The organism is Micromonospora sp. DT43 (assembly GCF_049841645.1).
Lineage (GTDB): Bacteria > Actinomycetota > Actinomycetes > Mycobacteriales > Micromonosporaceae > Micromonospora.
On sequence record NZ_JBNCKR010000002.1, the window covers coordinates 701,157 to 717,481 of the forward strand.

Genomic DNA, 16,325 nt, shown 5'->3' on the forward strand with positions numbered 1-16,325 from the left:
AGCGTCCCCCCTGCCGGTGCCCGACCGGGGCAAGCGGGACGCCGCACAGGGCGCGGCCGGCGACAGCGGACCGCTGCTTCCGCGACATCAAGCCGTCAGACGTCGCCGACCGACATCGTCTGCTGGCCTCGACGGTGAGCGGTGTGCGGTGATGAGGGCGGCAGCGGCGCCGAGCAGTTCCCGCTCACGGCCGGTGAGAGCCGGATCGTTGCGCCGGATCGCCAGGGCGCGCTCCAGCACGGTCAGCGGGTCGCCTCCGACGCGGTCGAGGAACGCGGCCAACAGCGTTGCGGCCGGCGACGCCAGGGGATGGTCCTCCTCGGCGGCGACCTGGGCGAGGATGACCGCGGAGAGCGCGACGTCGAGGTCCGCCGGCCCCTCGGCGGAGTTGCGCCAATCGATGACGACCGGCCCTCGTGACGTCAGCATGACGTTGTCCGGATGCAGGTCGAGGTGCAGGATCCGGGCGTCGTCGCGTTCGCCGACCCGGGGTGGCAACGCGTGAAGTCGGTGCTGCAGATCCGCCAGGCAGTCGGCCGCTTCCAAGGCGTCGAGCTCACCGGCCACGAGCGCCGACAGCATGGTGCGCCCGTCCAGTCGTTCCATGACGAGATCGACCCCGCGTGCCTGGAACACGGTGGGCACCGGGAACCCGAGACCCGCCACGTACGCCATGACCGCAGCCTCGGCGGCCACGTCTCCGCCATGGCGGTAGCGACGAAGGACACGTCGATCGTCGATGGCGAAGACGTCAGCGTCTCGGCCCGACGCCAGAGGGACCGCATCCACGCTCCGACGGTAACCGAGGCAGCCAACCGCCGGCGCTCTCGATCACGGAGAGCGCCGCGTCAGGGGGTCACGACCCGGACAGGTCGTGTCGGAAGGCGTAGGCGACGGCCTGCGCCCGGTCACGGGCACCGATCTTCGCGAACAGGTGGTTGACGTGGCTTTTCACAGTCGCCTCACTCACCGTCAAGCGCGAGGCGATCTCCGCGTTGGACAGGCCCTGGGCCAGCAGTGACAGCACCTCGGCCTCGCGCGGCGTGAGACCGTCGGGGAACCTCGGCGGTGGCGTCGAGTCGGCCGCGATGGCGTCGACGACGTGCCGCTGGACGGCCGGGTCGATGACGGCGTGGTCGTCGACCACCTGCCGCAGCGCCTCGTGGATCTGCTCGCCGCTGGCGTCCTTGGTCAGGTAGCCGCGAGCTCCGGCCCGTAACGCCTCCAGCACCGATCGGTCGTCGGAGTAGGTGGTGAGCACCACCACCCTGACCTCGGGTGCCTCGACGCGTAGGCGGCGGGTGGCCTCGATCCCGTCGCACCGTGGCATCCGGAGGTCCATGAGCACCACATCCGGCCGCTCGGCCTGCACCAGCCTGACCGCCTCGGCGCCATCGGCGGCCCCGCCCACCACCTCGACGTCCTTCATCAGCGAGAGGACCATGCCCAGCCCTTCGCGGACCACCCGCTGGTCGTCGGCGATGAGCACCCGGATCACGCCGGCACCGCCAACTCGACCCGGAACCCCTTGTCGGTCGCGCCCGCGCTGAGAGTCCCGCCTAGCAACTCGGCCCGCTCCCGCATCCCCGTCAACCCGTAACCGTCGGTCTCGTCGGGGACCACGGGCGGTCGAGCGGCGAAGTCCTCGACGACCAGGCGGGTGACAGTCGACTCGTAGGTGAGGCGCAGCGAGACCCGCGCCGGAGACGCGTGCCTGGTCACGTTGGTCATCGCCTCCTGCGCCACGCGATAGAGCGCCAGCCGAGCCTCCGACTCCAGCGGGCGCGGCTCCCCCGACACCACGAAGTCGCACGGTACGGCCTGGTCGCGAGTGAACTGCGCGGCAAGCGCCGCCAGCCGATCCGGGCCGGGCAGATCGTCGTCGCGCAGCATGCCGATGGCCCGCCGCGCCTCCTGCAGGCCGCTACGGGCGAGGTGGTGGGCACGATCGACAACCGCCGGCAGGCGTGGATCGCTCGGATCCTCGGCGATCAGCATGCGAGCGCCCTCCAGTTGCAGCGACAACCCCGACAGCGAGTGGGCGAGCACATCGTGCATCTCCCGGGCCAGCCGCTGGCGTTCGGCCAGCCCGGCCGCCTCAGCCAGCGCTGCCTGACCGGCCTCCACCTCGGCGAGCAGCCGCTTCGTCTCACGCTGCGCCTCGGCCAGGCGGAACGCCAGATACATCAGGCCGAACAGCACGGCGAACCCGGCGAGCACGGCCAGGAAGCCGAAGTCCTGCCCGGTGATCGACGCCACCATCTCGAGTACCACGAACGCCGCGATCAACACCGGGACGGCCACCCGCACGGGCATCAGCCCGGTCGCGGCGCACAGCACCGCCACCAGCACCGCCACCGAGGCAGGCCCTCCGGGCTGCACCGCCACCAGCGTCACCGAGCTGACCAGCATCGCCGCGACGAAGACCACGTACGCCGGTCGGATCGGCAGGTCGGTGGCCGAGTTGCGGCCGAACACCCCGACCACGAACACGGCGGTGGCCAGCACGACGATCAACCGCCTGCCGGTCAGCCCGAATCCGGGCTCGGCGGTCGCGGCCGCCCACACGAACCACGCCAGCATCAGTGGTGTCAGCAGTTGCATCCACCGCACGACCCGCAGGCGGGTCAGCGTGGGCTCCTCGGTCTGCACAGGTAAAACCTAGACGAATGCCGCCCCTGGCAGCATCGGCGCACGGTTGCAGACCCGCCTGCAACCGTGGGTGGAGACCCAACATCGATCCGCGCGCCGATGCTTCGCCCCGGCCTTCGGGCCCAGGCTGAACGGCATGAGGAACGACCACCTGAACACCGTTGTCAAACTGTTGGCCGCCTTCCTGGTGATCAGCCTGTCCACGGTCGTGGCCGTGGTGCTCCTGCGCCACAACCCCGCGCTCGTCACCACGGCCGTCTGGATCCGCACACCACTTGTCGCCGCCAGCGCGGCGGTGCTCCTGCTGCTGTCCCGGCGCGCAGCCGCGGGGCACCGCAACTCCTTCCGGCGGCTCCGCGTCATCGCCATCGTGGTGCTGGCCGCGATCGTGGGTGTCGTCGCCTGGCCGGGCGCGTTCCCGGTCTGGCTGCGCATCGAACAGGCCGTGTGCGGCGTGTTCGTGGCCAGCGTCGTGGTCCGCACGAATCTTCGCGTGGTCCGGTCGGCGATGGCGGGCAGCTCGGGGGAAACGGCGGCGCAGCGGTGACGGGTCAGGGCGTCCAGCGCACGTTCGGGTTCACCCGCCCGGACCAGTCGAAGACGGCCATGTTGTCCCACTGGTTTCCGGTGCCGTTGATGTTGGCCGGGTCCCAGCCGTTGCCCCGGACGGCGTACCAGGTCGGTTCCCAGTAGAAGACCCCGATGGCCCCCGCGTTGCGGGCCGTGTTCTGGACCCAGTCGAACTCCCGGGCCTGCCCGGACCAGGTCGCGCCGATGCCGTCGCAGGTCGCGTCGCCGATGGCGTTCGGCTCGCTGTCCGCGTTGTCGCGGGTGAAGGGGTACGCGGTCTCCGCGATCACCACCGGCTTGCCGTAGCGGCCGCGCAGGTCGACGATGTTGTTGTAGAGGTTCGCCAGGGTGCCGTGCCACATGCAGTAGTACGACAGGGCCGTGATGTCCCACTGCACGCCCTGCGCGCGGATGCCGTCATAGAACCAGCGGGCGTTGGCATTGCTGTCGGCGTCGGCGGTGTGGATCATCACCGGGATGCCGCTGCCACACGCCTTGGTCGCGTTGTAGCCCTGCTTGAGCAGGCTGGCCAGTGGGGCGAAGTCGTTGTTGACGACCTTCCCCTCGTCCCACAGCATCCCGACGTTGATCTCGTTGCCGATCTGCACGCTGTCCGGCGGGGTGCCCTGCCCCCGCAGGCTGGCGCAGACGTCGTAGGTGAAGGCGTACACGTCTGTGCGCAGTTGGCTCAGGCTGTGGCCGACCCAGGCGGCGGGCTTGTACTGCTTGCCGGGGTCGGCCCAGGTGTCGGAGTAGTGGAAGTCGATGAGCACCTTCAGGCCCTTCGCCCGGGCCGTCCTCGCCTGGGCCAGCACCCTGCTCTTGTTGTTGTAGCCGCTGATCGGGTTGTTCCAGACGCGCAGTCGGACGTAGTTGACGCCGACGGACTTCAGGATGTCCAGTGGGTCACGGGCGGCACCACCGGCGTCGTAGTACCTGGCACCCAGATCCAGGCTGCGCTGCAGGGAGGAGACGTCGGCGCCCCGCATGCTGAGCGTGTTGGCCGCGGAGGCGGGCACGGGCGATCCGCTGAGCATTGTGGAGACGGCGAGGACGCCCACCGTGACAGCCCGGATCAGCCTCCGGCGGCGGGAGGTGCCCGAATGTGTGCTCACGAGACTCCTTCTGACAGGCGGCGAGACGCGACCGGCGACCGGCGGACCGCGCTCAGCCCACGGTGCAGGGTGCGCCGTTCAGCGAGAAGCCGGTCGGCGGCGTGTCGTTGGTGCTCCACCGGCCCTGGATGCCGAAGCTCGCGGAGCCGTTCGGCGCGAGGACGCGGTTCCAGTCGACGTTACGGGCGGTGACGGTCTTACCGCTCTGGCTGACGGTGGCGTTCCACCCTGAGGTGACCTGCTGGTCTCCGGTGAAGGTGAAGGTGACGATCCAGCCGTCGATCGGTGCCGTCCCCGTGTTCTGGACCGTCACCGTGGCCACGAAACCGCCCTGCCACTCGGACTGGTTCCGATACGTCACCTGGCAGGTCGAGGGCGGCGGGGGCGGCGGGGTGGACGTCGTGGGCAGAGCGACCGTGTTCGACGCGATCGACAGGTTGCCCACCGCGTCCCGGGCCCGCACGTAGAACAGGCTGCGCAGCGGCGTCGACGGGGGTAGCGACGCCGTGTACGTCGTTCCCGACACGGTGGCGATCACTCTCGAGCTGAACCAGCCGTCGAACTGGTAGACGTTGTACCCGAGCACGCCGACGTTGTCGGTCGACGGCGACCAGGACAGCGTGACGGTCGAGGCGGTCACCTCGCCGACGGTCAGGTTCTGCGGGGCGCTCGGCGGTGTGGTGTCCGACCCAGTGTCCGTCGTCGGGGTGACCACGGTCAGCGCGTCCGTCCACGTCGAGAGGTGTCCGAGGCTGTCCCGAGCGGCCACCCGGAACGAGTACTGCCGGCCCGGCTGGATGTAGTTGCTGATCGTGGTGGTGGTGACGGCCCCGACGCTGGCGCTGTAGATCACGTCGTCGAACGCCTGGTAGTACGTGATGTCGTAGCCGGTGACGGCGCAACAGCCCGGCCTGGCGGCCGTCCAGGTGAGGGTGACCGACCCGGTCCGTACCTCGGTGGCGGCCAGGTTCGTGGGCGCGCTCGGCGGGAAGGGCGAGGTGTTCGGTGTGCCGGGCGGGCTGGTCGGCGGGCCGGGCGAGGTGTTCGGCGTGCCGGGCCCCGTCGGCGGCGCCGCGGTCGCGGTCGGCTCCACGACGGACACGGCGGCCCCACCGGGCGCCGGGGCGACCCCCGGATACGCGGCGGGCGCCGCGGTGCCGGCATCGGCCGCCGGCGCGACGCTCAGAGCGGATCCGAGCACCGCCGTCGACACCACGACGGCGGCCAGCAGGCCCGGTCGCAGACGGCGGAACAGCGAGGACGAGAAGACGCCTGTCATACGTCGACGATGACGCAACACATCGATGATCGCCAACATGTCTCACGCCTCGGCCAGCGATCGGCCAATTCCGACGGATCGTCGTCGTGCCGCCACTCCGGCGCCGGGACTTCTTACCGAACCATGACGTCCCCGGCGACCGTTGACCGTTGACGGTTGACCGGGCCGTACCGGTGGGGGACAGCCGTTTCCGGCTTTGAGGAGATTCCGATGAAGCGCAGAACGATCGGGCCCGCGCTGGTCCATACCCGACCGGCCAGGCTCGCCATGGCCGCGCTCGTGCTGGTGGCCACCGGTGGGCTCACCGCCACCTTCGTCTCCGGTGGCGGCCGGGGCACCGCGGACGCCGCCACCAGCCTGGATCAGTTCGTGGCGATCGAGAAGGTGCCGCCGAACGTGCAGAACCCGCGACCGGCCGCCGGCGCGTCGACCGGCCGGTTCACAGTTGACTGCGGCACGAACGGCAACGGCAAGTTCAGTCCGGACAATCCGGTGGCCCAGCCCGGCATCCGCAACGGCGCCGAACACGTCCACGACTTCGTCGGCAACCTGGCCATCACCGCGAACTCCTCCAACGCCGACCTGGACGCCTCGGGCACCACCTGCCGCAACGGCGACAAGTCGTCCTACTTCTGGCCGGTGGTGCGCATCGACAAGGCCGTCCGCAGTGGCAACCAGGTCAAGCAAGCTCTCGCCCAGACCCAACCGATGGTCGTCTGCCCCTCCGTCGGCAAGCGGCTGCGGGCGGTCCCCATCCGGGCCCGCAGCACCGTCGACCGTCTGCTCACGGAACTGGATCGCCAGCAGGCCGCAGCGAACCAGCGCATGACCGCCACCCGGGGCCGCATCGACGCCGCGTTCAACCGCGAGGTCATCGACTCGCTGCGGGCCCGCCGCGCCGCGCTGATCAAGGAGATCAGCGCCACGATCACCACCGCCGGCGGCAACCAGCCTGGCCTGGTCTCGCTTGTCGACTGCGACATCAGCTACGACGACATGCACGCCCGGATGCCCGGCAGCGCCCACCGCACGAGCGTCGAGGCGGCCCGAGCGGCGAATCCGCGTATTCAGTGCCCCGCCGTGCGGGACAGGTTGCCGGGCGTACCCGACCGGGCGCTCGCCGAGGTGAACCGCGCCCTCGACGACCTCGACCGGCAGGTCTCCGAGGCCAACGAACGCCTGGTCACCAGCCGTGGCCAGGGCGGCCCGGCCTTCGTGGACAACGCCATCCTCGGACCGCTGCGCGCCAAGCGGGCGGCCGTGCTCGACCGGATCGCCATCGCGATCGGACGGCAGGCCCCCCGTCCGCAGGGGCTCGGAGCGCTCGCCGCCTGCACGCTGGACCAGTCCCCCGCCGCCCCGGCGACACCGAGCAGCGCGCCCACCACCGCCGCCGCGCTCCCCGATCCGCAGGGTCCCAACCTCGAACTGCCCGGCAACACCGGCGGCATCGTCCGCCCCGCGCAGGTGCTGATCGAGTACCGCGGCAATCCGGTCAGCAAGGTGGTGCCGATGCCGAAGTTCCTCCGGGCCCTCACCGGCGACGCCAAGCCCACCAGCCGTGGGCCGGCCAACGCCCGAGCCACCTGGACCTGTTCGGGTTTCACCGACCGGCTCTCCGACAAGTACCCGATCTGCCCCGCCGGCAGCAGGGTGCAGCGCGTGCACGACTTCCCCGGCTGCTGGGACGGCAGGAACATCGACAGCGACAACCACCGCAACCACGTCGCGTTCGCCGACAAGGCCACCGGCGCATGTCCGCAGGGCTTCCAGGCGATTCCGCAACTGCGGATCACGGTGGCCTATGACATCCCCCGCGGTGTACAGGTCAAGGGCCAGTACGCCCTCGACTCCTTCCCCGAGGAGAACCACAACCCCTTCTCCGACCACAACGACTTCGTCAACGTCAACTCCGCCCAGACCATGCAGCGCATCGCCGCCTGCATCAACAAGGGCAAGAACTGCTCCTGACGCCCTGAGCGGGAGATGTTGGGCAGCGAAGAGGCCGGCCGGACGGTGTCCGACCGGCCTCTGACCTGCTGTCACCCACCCGAGGCGGGCCCACCCAGGTACTTGACGTCTCAACTTTCCCGCAGTAGCTTATTGCCATTCACAGACGTCTATTTAGAGTGGGTGAACCATGCTGTGGAAGACCATCGCCGTAGCCGCGTCCGTCGTCGGTGTGCTGGCCACCGCCCCCGCCGCCTCGGCCGCGACCAGCCAGGCGGCAGACGGCGGCTGGGGCCAGGGGAACTGCCCGCAGAGCATGCTCTGCATCTGGCCAAACTGGAACCACCCGCCGGAGGGGCCGGTCGAGACTCCGTCCGTGTTGACCAACAGCGAGTGGTCCGGCTACGCCCCGGCCTTCAACTTCTACAACGGCACATCCCGGAACGCCGAGATCACCTGGTCCTTCAACTATCTCGGGACGCCGCTCACCGGGACGATCTGCGCGCGACCCGGCGGAAGTGGTGACCTGTACGTACCCATGTACGTGACGAAGGTGAGCTGGCAGCCGCGCAGCTGCTGACCCCGCCCCGGCGGCGGGGTCAGCGCAGCCGGACGACTGTCACGCCGGCTCGGGCACGCCGCCGGGCTCGCCGTCGTCGGGCATCGGTTCGGTCGGCGCGTCCGGCAGTTCGTTCGGCGTACCGGGAAGCAGCTCTTCGGCGGTCTCCGGAACGGGCTCGCGAGGATCGAGGGGTGGATAGACGTCCGGATCGAGTTCAGGATTGGTCATCGGGGAAGTATTCAGCACGACAGCTGCCGCCGCCTGTCGAGGCGGTTGCCGCGACACCGGGGCGCCGGCCCCCTCGGCGGCCCCGGGCGCGCGGCTCGATTTCGGAGCCGCCGGCATCGGCCACGGTCAGCTCGCCAGGCCCGGCGTTACGGATGCGGGCGATTCGCTGGGAGCGATACCAGCGGGGCGGAATTCCACCCGTCCGATCGCTAGACTCGCCCGCAACCCGGCACCGCTCGCAGACCTCAACCTGCGCCCGTCCCGATCGAATGGAGACGCCTGTGACCCGAGACATGGCGGCACCCCCCGGCATCGACCCCAACATTCCCAGCGTGGCCCGGGTCTATGACTTCTTCCTGGGCGGCAAGGACAACTTCGAGGCCGACCGAAAGGTCGCCGAGCACGCCCTGCGCATCACGCCGGACGGGCCGGCGGCCGGCCAGGCGAACCGGGCCTTCCTGCGTCGCGTGATTCGTTTCCTTGTCACCGAGGCAGGCATCGACCAGTTCCTCGACATCGGATCGGGGTTGCCCACCCAGGGCAACGTGCACGAGGTCGCCACCGAGCAGAACCCGGCCGCTCAGGTGGTCTATGTGGACAACGATCCGATTGTCCTGACACACGGGCGGGCTCTCCTCGCTGCCGAGGGCACCGCAACGGTGATCCAGGCAGACGTTCGGGCACCGCAGGAAATCCTCCACCATCCCGACGTACGCCGATTCCTCGACTTCGACAGGCCGGTCGGCCTGTTGCTCTTCGCGATCCTGCACCACCTCGGTGACGACGAGGATCCGCGAGCGGTGGCGGCGGAACTGATCGACGCGCTGCCCTCCGGCAGCTACGTGGCGATCTCGCACTTCCGCGACCCCGGTGAGCGGGACCCGGAGGGCTCCCGCAAGGCCCGCGAGGTCGAGCGGGTCTTCAACGAGTCGCTGGGCACCGGCCGCTGGCGTACCGACGAGGAGATCCTCTCGTTCGTCGACGGGCTGACGCTGCTGGAGCCGGGGCTGGTGCCGCTGGCCGAGTGGCGTCCGGAGGCGGACTCGGCCGCTCCGCAGCAGACCGACACCTATCACACCTTCGTCGGGCTCCTCGCCCGCAAACCGTAGGGCCGTCTGCGCGTCGCTGTGCTGTAGCCCGCCAGTAACACCACACGGCCTGCGGCGACGCGCCCCGGTCTGACCGTCCACTGCGTCTCCGGCTCGGGCACGAAGATGGCCCTCGGCATCGCCGAGGGCCATCCGGGTTCGGCCGGCACGGGGCAGCAGGTCGAACCCTCTTCGTGCCTGAGCAATTCAGGCAATCCTGATCCGGGCTAACGAACGACGCGGTGAAGCAGACCGATCGTCGCGACGCCCACCGTCACACCCGCGGCGGGACCAGCCGCATAACCGATCAGAAGTCCCATGCCGGTGCCGACAGCCAGAATCACAACCCACCGCAACGGGAGGTGACTCTGCTCAGGCTGTTCAGTTGTGCCACGTGGATCGATCATCGAACCACCATCCAATCCCCTGGGAGGGTGTGGGCGACCTAGAAGTTCGGTCGGCCCCGAATGGCAACGACCGAAAATCGAGGCCGCCCCCGGCCAGCCCGGCGAACCAGGCCAGCAAGTGGAGGTCGCGGCATGCACGGCCTCCGTCTCCCAGGCGAATCGGTTGGAGTTGCGGCTCCGATCGATTCACGCACCAGCCATCGTACTCGTTCAATGCCACTCCCGCGACTGCCACCGTTCGACGTCGATTGACCGCCTGATCACCCACGGCGGCACCGGTTGCCAGCGGATCTCCGCGACGCTAGGTTGAAATTCAATCGACGAACGTCTACCCGGCAAGGTCCGGGGGCCCGCATGTCCACGTCTGTCACTCGCCGCTGCGTCCTGGCGGGTGGCGCCGGTGCCGCCGTCGGCCTGGCGCTGCCCGGCCCTGCCGCACAGGCCGGGGACCACCACCCCACCAGCGTGAGCTTCACCCTCGACGCGAGAACGCTCGACGGCGGCGAGCAGGTCACCTCGGTCACCCTCGACACCGGCCGACTCGGCCCGATCGACTCCGCCGGGCTCACCCCCGCCACGTTCAGCGTGCACGCCAGGGCCACCAGCCCGATCCCGATCGCCCCCGGCGACCAGATCTTCAGCGAGTACGACCTGGACCGCCCAGTGACCGCAGCCCGCGTCGACCGGCACGGCAACATCGTGCTGGAGCTGAGCCACGCCGAAGGCCAACTCGGCGGCGGCACCCTCGGCTACATCCTGAGCAGGGGCCGCAACGTCCGGCTGAACCTCGTCTACACCATCACGCAGAACACCCCACTCGTCCGGCGCCACGGCCCGCCGGTCACCATCACGCGCTTCGCGCAGGGGCGGCTGTCGAATCCCGAGGTGGACGCCTTCAGCCACCACGTCTCGGGCTCGGGCCTGAAGTACCGGTTGTACGCCCCGCAGCGTTCGCCCCGCCACGGCCGACTGCCGCTGATCCTCTGGCTGCACGGCGCCGGCGAGGGCGCCTCACTGCCCGACGACTACTACGACAACGAGACCACGCTGCGCGCCAACCGCGGCGCGCTGGGCTTCGCCACCCCGGAGGCACAACGGATCTTCTCCGGCGCGTACGTGGTGGCTCCGCAGAGCACCTCGTACTGGATGGAGGACGGCCCCCGGTTCGCCCCGCTGATCCGCGAGATCGTCTCGGACCTCGTACGCCGCAGGCGTGTCGATCCCGACCGGATCTACGTGGTCGGTTGCAGCAACGGTGGCTACATGTCCCTGGAGATGACAGTTGCCTATCCCGACCTGTTCGCCGCGTCGGTACCGATCTGCGGCGTCGTCGAGCCTCTCACCGGGCAGGGCCCACCGCTGATCACCGACGCGGAGCTGGCGAGGATCCACACCCCGACCTGGCTGGTCGCCTCGCGTGACGACGACACCGTGCCACCCGAGACCAACACGATCCACGCGCACGACCTCATCGGAGGATCACTGATCACCCTGTACGACCACGTCGTCTGGAACGGCTACCAGTTCCCCGGTCACTGGTCCTGGATCTACGTGGCCCGCAACGATCCGAGCCGCAACGGCACCCACATCTGGCAGTGGATGGCCCGCCGTCGTCGGTGATCCGCCACGTGCGCCTGCGCTTTCCCCACCCGTCGGGAGGGCGGGTCAACCCTCGGGAGTGGGTCGGCTGTGCACCACCAGCTCGTCGATCGTCAACCGGCCGACGCGCAACTCCCGTATGACCGCCCGACGGATGACCAGCCGCCCAATGACCAACACCCCCACGGCCACGGCCCCGACAGCCAACGCCCCGGCGGCGACAGCGCCGAGCGACGCTGCCCCGGTAGCCCGCGCCCCGGTTGCCGTCGCGCCCGTCGCCACCGCGCCGTCGGCGCGCGTCCCGGTCAACCGTGTCAGACGTGCCTCTCGCTTCATCGCCCCATTGTCCGCGAACCGCCGGCGACCCGCTCCCCACGGTCCCGGATGTCACCCCACAGCCCGTCCGCACCCGTACCGCCGCCACCAGCGAAACCCCGTGGCTCCGGGTGCTTCCGGAACCACGGGGTCGGTGCTGCGACGGGGTCGGCCGTTCCGCTGGCTCTTTCAGTACGACCCGGCCCACCTGTCTCCGCTCGCTGCTCCTAGGTGGCGGCCCATTCCAGCCCACCGCACCAGGAGAGCGACATCCGTTCACCCGACGCGGATGTGGTCCACACTCTGGGCGACGGCTATGGTTTGGGCGTGCACGATCGAGGCAGCCTTCGGCGCATCGGCGAGCGAGCACCGCTGCCGACGATGCTGCTGCTTGCCGTGCTCGTACTGGTGCTCTCTGCCACCCGGTCGGTCGGGCTGTGCATCGTGTTCCGTTCCGCACGGCGGGCGATCCCCGGTTGTGTGCCCGCCTGGTCGGCGGATCGCGCTCCCCCGCGCCATGCGCGGGGCCTCGCCTGACCCACTCGCCCCGGCTCGCGCCCGTCCCGTCGTACCGCCCGGCGCTCAGCCAGGACCGGCCGCGCTGTCACCGCGCCGCCGCACGTCGCCTGGCCACGCTCGCCGGCCTGGGCCGCTGCCGAGCCGCTGGGCACATCCGCCGCCTTGCCCGCTGGAGTCCCCATGATTGTCGAACTGACCCCGCTGCCCGGTATCGGGGTACGCCACATGTTCACCACCGCTGACGGCCGCCGCGTGGGCGTGGTCACGCACCATCCGGGCGGCCGGCGAGATCTCGTCTACGAGTCCCCCGACGACCCCGACGCCACCTGCTCTCTGACCCTGACCCGCTCCGAGGCCGTGGCCCTTGCCGGACTCCTGGGAATCCTGGACGTCGTCACGATGGCGGAGTCATCTCCCGCGTGACGGCCTGGCTGCCGCGCCCACCGCGGCACGGCAGCCACACCGCGGGTCAGCCGTTGTGCTTCGCCTGGCAGGACACACAGAACTGCGCGTGCGGAAGGATTTCGAGCCGCTCGGCAGGGATGTTCTGGTGACACTTCTTGCAGGCCCCGTAGGTGCCGTCGCTGATGCGGCTCAGCGCACCGGTGATCTGCTCGATGTTGCGGCGGGTGGCCATCAGCAGTGCGGCGCGGTTGTGGGCCTCGCTCGGGTCGCCGGTGTCCGCGTTGAGCTCGGTCAGTTCCCGCAGCCGAGCCGTCTGCGTGGCAAAGTCTTCCGCCAGGGACGCTCGCAGATCAGCCAGCCAGCCCTGGTCGACAGTTCGATGATCGACGCTCATGGTCTACCTCTACCTTTCACGGAAAAAAGAAAAGGGCCGAAGCTTGATAGCTTCGCCCTGGCGGTCGTTTTGTGACGCAACGATTCCGCGGGGGGCCTCGGCCGGTTCGCGCCGGGCTCGACAGCCGGGACGTAGGCGCGACGTTCAGCACGCGGACAACCGGCACCCGCATCCCGACCATCCGGCACGCCGCCGTCGCCACGTAGGCAGCCCCGATTGCCGCCACACCGGTGACGGCAGGAGAGCGGAACGTCACCGGAGACATGTCTCCAACCATAGGCGGCGACCGCAGCAATGCCAACGCCTGCGCCGGGGCCGCACTCCTACCAAGATCCACGCCTCGCCGCCCCGCCCTGACGGCGGAGCTGTCGGGTCATTCCTGCGGCGCGATCAGCCGGCCGTCGGTGGCGTCGCGGACCGTGATCGCCTCCACCGGGCACGAGTCGGCGGCGGCGAGGGTGGCCTCGGTCGGAGCGACGACGTCGACCAGCGGCGCGGACAGGCCGCCGACCAGGCGGAAGTGCTCGGGCGCGGTACCGGCGCAGATGCTCGTGCCGATGCAGCGGCGCGCGTCCACCCCGGCGCGTCCCGCGGCTGACCCTCTCCCTGGCGGCGACCGAGCACAAGATCGCCACGTATGGCGGCTCGACCGGACCAGACGTTGCGGCCCTCGACACCGCCACCGAACGGTAGGGCCCGGCCCGCACGACCAGGCTGCACACGCCGAATCGAATCGATCTGATCCACGGCCAGTCTTCCGGCGTTGACTCGGGGCCAGGAAACCGCAACGCTGTGGAAGCGCTCCCATCGTCGAGCTTCTATTAGGAAGGAATGCTCGTGCGTCCCACCACCACCGCTCTACTCCCCGTCGTGCTCGCCGCGGCCCTCGGCGGTCTGGCCCTGCCGCAGCCCGCCCTGGCCGCGGCCGGCCCGGCCCTTGCCGTGGACACCGCCTCGGCCCGCCACCAGATCAGCCCGTACGTCTACGGCATGAACTTCGCCGACGAGGCCCTCGCCCGCGACCTGCGGCTGCCCGTGCACCGCTACGGCGGCAACGCCACCACCCGCTACAACTTCCGTGCCGACACCACCAACCGCGCGTCGGACTGGTACTTCGAGAACATCCCCAACGACAACCCGAGTCCGGAGGACCTCCCGGAGGGCTCGGAGTCCGACCGGTTCGTGCAGCAGAACAAGGCCACCGGCGCCGCCACGGTCATGACAATGCCGATGCTCGGCTGGATCGCCAAGGACCGGTCGCGGGCGTGCGGCTTCAGCGTCGCCAAGTACGGTCCGCAGGAGTCCACCGACACCTGGGCACCGGACTGCGGCAACGGCAAGAAGCCGGACGGGTCACTGATCACCGGCAACGATCCGGAGGACACCAGCGTCGCCGTCGGTCCGGAGTACGCCACCGACTTCGTCAACCACCTCAAGGCGCGGTTCGGCACCGCCGCCGAGGGCGGGGTCCAGTTCTACAACCTGGACAACGAGCCGGATCTGTGGCACTCCACCCACCGCGACGTCCGCCCGACCGGGCTGGGCTACGACGAGCTACGTGACCGCACCTACGAGTACGCCGCCGCGATCAAGGCTGCCGACCCTGGCGCCAAGACGCTCGGTCCCGTCGGCTGGGGCCTCAACTCGATCCTCTATTCGGGCCTCGACCAGGACACCTGCTCGCGTACCGGCTGCTGGTCGAACCCGCCGGACAAGGCCGCTCACGGCGGCCAGGACCTCGGGCCGTGGTACCTGGACCGGATGCGCGAGTACGAGCAGCAGCACGGCACCCGCATCCTCGACTACTTCGACGTCCACCTCTACCCGCAGCAGTCCGGAGTGTTGGGCGAGGCGGCCGGCGACGCGAACACCCAGGCGCTGCGCCTGCGCTCGACCCGCCAACTCTGGGACCCGACCTACGTCGACGAGAGCTGGATCAACAGTCCGGTCCGCTACATCCCGCGCCTGCGTGAGCTGGTCGACAAGCACTACCCGGGCACGAAGATCGCGATGACCGAGTACAACTGGGGCGGCACCGGGTCGCTCAACGGCGCGCTCGCCCAGGCTGACGTACTCGGCATCTTCGGCCGCGAGGGGCTCGACCTGGCCACCCTCTGGACCGCGCCCACGGCCGACCAGCCGGTGGCCAACGCCTTCCGCATCTTCCGTAACTACGACGGCAAGGGCGGCGCGTTCGGCGAGACCTCCGTCCAGGCGACAAGCGCCGACCAGGGCAAGCTGGCCGTGTACGCCGCCGAGCGGAGCGCCGACAAGGCGCTCACCCTGGTCGTGGTCAACAAGACCGGCGACGACCTGACCAGCCCGGTCGCCCTCACCGGCGTCTCCGCCAGCACCGCTCAGGTCTACCGTTACAGCGGGGCGGACCTCTCCGGCGTCGTCCGGGAAGCCGACCTGCCGGTGACCGCCAGCGGTCTCACGACCACCTTCCCCGCCAACTCGATCACCCACCTCGTGCTGCCTCGCGACACCACGCCCGGCGACACCCAGGCGCCGACCGCCCCGGGCAAGCCGACCGCCGGCACGATCACCGGCGACAGCGTCGCGCTGAGCTGGACGCCGTCCACCGACGACACCGCTGTCGCCGGTTACGACGTGCACCGGGTCGACACCACAGGCACGGTGAAGGTGGGCAGCGCCACCGGAACGACGTACACCGTGACCGGGCTGACGCCGGACACCCCGTACACCTTCGTGGTGACCGCCCGCGACGCGGCGGGCAACGTCTCGACGGCCTCGCCCGGCCTGGCCGTGCGGACCGCGCCCACCGCCTCGACCGGCGGCTGCACGGTCGGCTACACAGCGAACAGTTGGCCTGGCGGCTTCACCACGACCGTGACGATCAAGAACACCGGCGCCACCGCGATCGACGGCTGGAAACTCGCCTTCGACTTCCCCACCGCCGGCCAGAAGGTCGACCAGGGCTGGTCGGCCACCTGGAAACAGACCGGAACGACCGTCACCGCGGACAGCATGAGCTGGAACGGCAAACTCGCCGCCGGCGCGTCCACAAGCGTGGGCTTCAACGGCACGTGGAGCGGCACCAATCCCGCGCCAACCGCCTTCACCCTCAACGGTCAACGCTGCGGGTGACCTGAGAGACCCCTGCTCCGCACCACACCGGCGGAGCAGACGGGAGGGGGGCGGGGGCGGCCCGCGCCCCCCCCCCCCTGGTGGCCCCCGGGCGGGCCCGGGATACCCCCGCCGGCCCGCGCGCGAGTGAG

The 16,325-nt window shown here is 70.1% G+C and carries 17 protein-coding genes; 8 read left to right on the forward strand and 9 right to left on the reverse strand.

Annotated elements, in window-relative coordinates; genetic code table 11:
* Positions 1 to 87 precede the first annotated feature (87 nt).
* The 3 genes from ACLQ26_RS07165 to ACLQ26_RS07175 all read right to left on the reverse strand — a co-directional run bounded on the left by ACLQ26_RS07165 (position 88) and on the right by ACLQ26_RS07175 (position 2,652).
* Positions 88 to 789, reverse strand: a complete 702-nt coding sequence (locus tag ACLQ26_RS07165; RefSeq protein ID WP_425743679.1) for a phosphotransferase — start codon at positions 787 to 789, stop codon at positions 88 to 90.
* A gap of 67 nt (positions 790 to 856) precedes the next feature.
* A complete protein-coding gene (locus tag ACLQ26_RS07170) occupies positions 857 to 1,498 on the reverse strand; it encodes a response regulator (protein WP_425743680.1) in 642 nt (213 codons plus the stop codon).
* Entirely contained in the window at positions 1,495 to 2,652 is a 1,158-nt protein-coding gene (locus ACLQ26_RS07175; RefSeq protein WP_425743681.1) for a sensor histidine kinase, read from the reverse strand. Before ACLQ26_RS07175 ends, ACLQ26_RS07170 begins: the two co-directional genes overlap by 4 nt.
* Positions 2,653 to 2,788: 136 nt before the next feature.
* Between ACLQ26_RS07175 and ACLQ26_RS07180 the strand changes: the two genes are divergently transcribed.
* Positions 2,789 to 3,199 (forward strand): hypothetical protein, encoded by a 411-nt coding sequence (locus tag ACLQ26_RS07180; RefSeq protein ID WP_425743682.1) that lies wholly within the window; start codon positions 2,789 to 2,791, stop codon positions 3,197 to 3,199.
* A gap of 4 nt (positions 3,200 to 3,203) precedes the next feature.
* On the opposite strand, the gene ACLQ26_RS07185 is transcribed toward ACLQ26_RS07180, so the two are convergent.
* Positions 3,204 to 4,259 (reverse strand): glycoside hydrolase family 53 protein, encoded by a 1,056-nt coding sequence (locus ACLQ26_RS07185; protein ID WP_425743790.1) that lies wholly within the window; start codon positions 4,257 to 4,259, stop codon positions 3,204 to 3,206.
* Between the two features lie 130 nt (positions 4,260 to 4,389).
* Positions 4,390 to 5,616, reverse strand: coding sequence for a cellulose binding domain-containing protein (locus ACLQ26_RS07190; RefSeq protein ID WP_425743683.1), 1,227 nt, complete (start codon positions 5,614 to 5,616; stop codon positions 4,390 to 4,392).
* A 210-nt stretch (positions 5,617 to 5,826) separates the two neighbouring features.
* On the opposite strand from ACLQ26_RS07190, the gene ACLQ26_RS07195 reads away from it, so the two are divergent.
* Positions 5,827 to 7,587, forward strand: a complete 1,761-nt coding sequence (locus ACLQ26_RS07195; RefSeq protein WP_425743684.1) for a DUF1996 domain-containing protein — start codon at positions 5,827 to 5,829, stop codon at positions 7,585 to 7,587.
* A gap of 169 nt (positions 7,588 to 7,756) precedes the next feature.
* Entirely contained in the window at positions 7,757 to 8,146 is a 390-nt protein-coding gene (locus ACLQ26_RS07200; protein WP_425743685.1) for a hypothetical protein, read from the forward strand.
* A gap of 39 nt (positions 8,147 to 8,185) precedes the next feature.
* On the opposite strand, the gene ACLQ26_RS07205 is transcribed toward ACLQ26_RS07200, so the two are convergent.
* A complete protein-coding gene (locus tag ACLQ26_RS07205; protein ID WP_266250692.1) occupies positions 8,186 to 8,356 on the reverse strand; it encodes a hypothetical protein in 171 nt (56 codons plus the stop codon).
* A gap of 281 nt (positions 8,357 to 8,637) precedes the next feature.
* Here ACLQ26_RS07205 and ACLQ26_RS07210 point away from each other — a divergent pair, with 281 nt between their 5' ends.
* Both ACLQ26_RS07210 and ACLQ26_RS07215 read left to right on the forward strand, forming a co-directional pair.
* Positions 8,638 to 9,465, forward strand: coding sequence for an SAM-dependent methyltransferase (locus ACLQ26_RS07210; protein ID WP_425743686.1), 828 nt, complete (start codon positions 8,638 to 8,640; stop codon positions 9,463 to 9,465).
* Positions 9,466 to 10,205: 740 nt separating this feature from the next.
* Entirely contained in the window at positions 10,206 to 11,471 is a 1,266-nt protein-coding gene (locus tag ACLQ26_RS07215) for a prolyl oligopeptidase family serine peptidase (protein WP_425743687.1), read from the forward strand.
* Positions 11,472 to 11,516: 45 nt separating this feature from the next.
* On the opposite strand, the gene ACLQ26_RS07220 is transcribed toward ACLQ26_RS07215, so the two are convergent.
* Positions 11,517 to 11,786 carry a hypothetical protein gene (locus ACLQ26_RS07220; protein ID WP_425743688.1) on the reverse strand — a complete coding sequence of 90 codons (270 nt, stop codon included), beginning with the start codon at positions 11,784 to 11,786 and terminating at the stop codon, positions 11,517 to 11,519.
* 210 nt (positions 11,787 to 11,996) lie between these two features.
* On the opposite strand from ACLQ26_RS07220, the gene ACLQ26_RS07225 reads away from it, so the two are divergent.
* Together ACLQ26_RS07225 and ACLQ26_RS07230 are read left to right on the forward strand one after the other, a co-directional pair.
* On the forward strand, positions 11,997 to 12,302 hold the full coding sequence (locus ACLQ26_RS07225; RefSeq protein ID WP_425743689.1) for a hypothetical protein: 306 nt from the start codon (positions 11,997 to 11,999) through the stop codon (positions 12,300 to 12,302).
* A gap of 162 nt (positions 12,303 to 12,464) precedes the next feature.
* The gene (locus ACLQ26_RS07230) at positions 12,465 to 12,707 is read left to right on the forward strand and encodes a potassium transporter TrkA (protein ID WP_393295249.1); all 243 of its coding nucleotides are present in this window, start codon (positions 12,465 to 12,467) and stop codon (positions 12,705 to 12,707) included.
* A gap of 46 nt (positions 12,708 to 12,753) precedes the next feature.
* Here ACLQ26_RS07230 and ACLQ26_RS07235 read toward each other — a convergent pair whose 3' ends face one another.
* Both ACLQ26_RS07235 and ACLQ26_RS07240 read right to left on the reverse strand, forming a co-directional pair.
* The gene (locus tag ACLQ26_RS07235; RefSeq protein ID WP_425743690.1) at positions 12,754 to 13,083 is read right to left on the reverse strand and encodes a TraR/DksA family transcriptional regulator; all 330 of its coding nucleotides are present in this window, start codon (positions 13,081 to 13,083) and stop codon (positions 12,754 to 12,756) included.
* A gap of 373 nt (positions 13,084 to 13,456) precedes the next feature.
* Entirely contained in the window at positions 13,457 to 13,660 is a 204-nt protein-coding gene (locus ACLQ26_RS07240; protein WP_425743691.1) for a ferredoxin, read from the reverse strand.
* A 254-nt stretch (positions 13,661 to 13,914) separates the two neighbouring features.
* Here ACLQ26_RS07240 and ACLQ26_RS07245 point away from each other — a divergent pair, with 254 nt between their 5' ends.
* Positions 13,915 to 16,194, forward strand: a complete 2,280-nt coding sequence (locus ACLQ26_RS07245; RefSeq protein ID WP_425743692.1) for a glycoside hydrolase family 44 protein — start codon at positions 13,915 to 13,917, stop codon at positions 16,192 to 16,194.
* Positions 16,195 to 16,325: the final 131 nt, after the last annotated feature.

Coding starts and splice junctions, on each gene's coding strand:
- ACLQ26_RS07180 (WP_425743682.1), top strand. CDS start 2,789: ATGAGGAACGACCACCTGAACACCGTTGTCAAACTGTTGGCCGCCTTC.
- ACLQ26_RS07185 (WP_425743790.1), bottom strand. CDS start 4,259: ATGCTCAGCGGATCGCCCGTGCCCGCCTCCGCGGCCAACACGCTCAGC.
- ACLQ26_RS07190 (WP_425743683.1), bottom strand. CDS start 5,616: ATGACAGGCGTCTTCTCGTCCTCGCTGTTCCGCCGTCTGCGACCGGGC.
- ACLQ26_RS07195 (WP_425743684.1), top strand. CDS start 5,827: ATGAAGCGCAGAACGATCGGGCCCGCGCTGGTCCATACCCGACCGGCC.
- ACLQ26_RS07200 (WP_425743685.1), top strand. CDS start 7,757: ATGCTGTGGAAGACCATCGCCGTAGCCGCGTCCGTCGTCGGTGTGCTG.
- ACLQ26_RS07205 (WP_266250692.1), bottom strand. CDS start 8,356: ATGACCAATCCTGAACTCGATCCGGACGTCTATCCACCCCTCGATCCT.
- ACLQ26_RS07215 (WP_425743687.1), top strand. CDS start 10,206: ATGTCCACGTCTGTCACTCGCCGCTGCGTCCTGGCGGGTGGCGCCGGT.
- ACLQ26_RS07220 (WP_425743688.1), bottom strand. CDS start 11,786: ATGAAGCGAGAGGCACGTCTGACACGGTTGACCGGGACGCGCGCCGAC.
- ACLQ26_RS07230 (WP_393295249.1), top strand. CDS start 12,465: ATGATTGTCGAACTGACCCCGCTGCCCGGTATCGGGGTACGCCACATG.
- ACLQ26_RS07235 (WP_425743690.1), bottom strand. CDS start 13,083: ATGAGCGTCGATCATCGAACTGTCGACCAGGGCTGGCTGGCTGATCTG.
- ACLQ26_RS07245 (WP_425743692.1), top strand. CDS start 13,915: ATGCTCGTGCGTCCCACCACCACCGCTCTACTCCCCGTCGTGCTCGCC.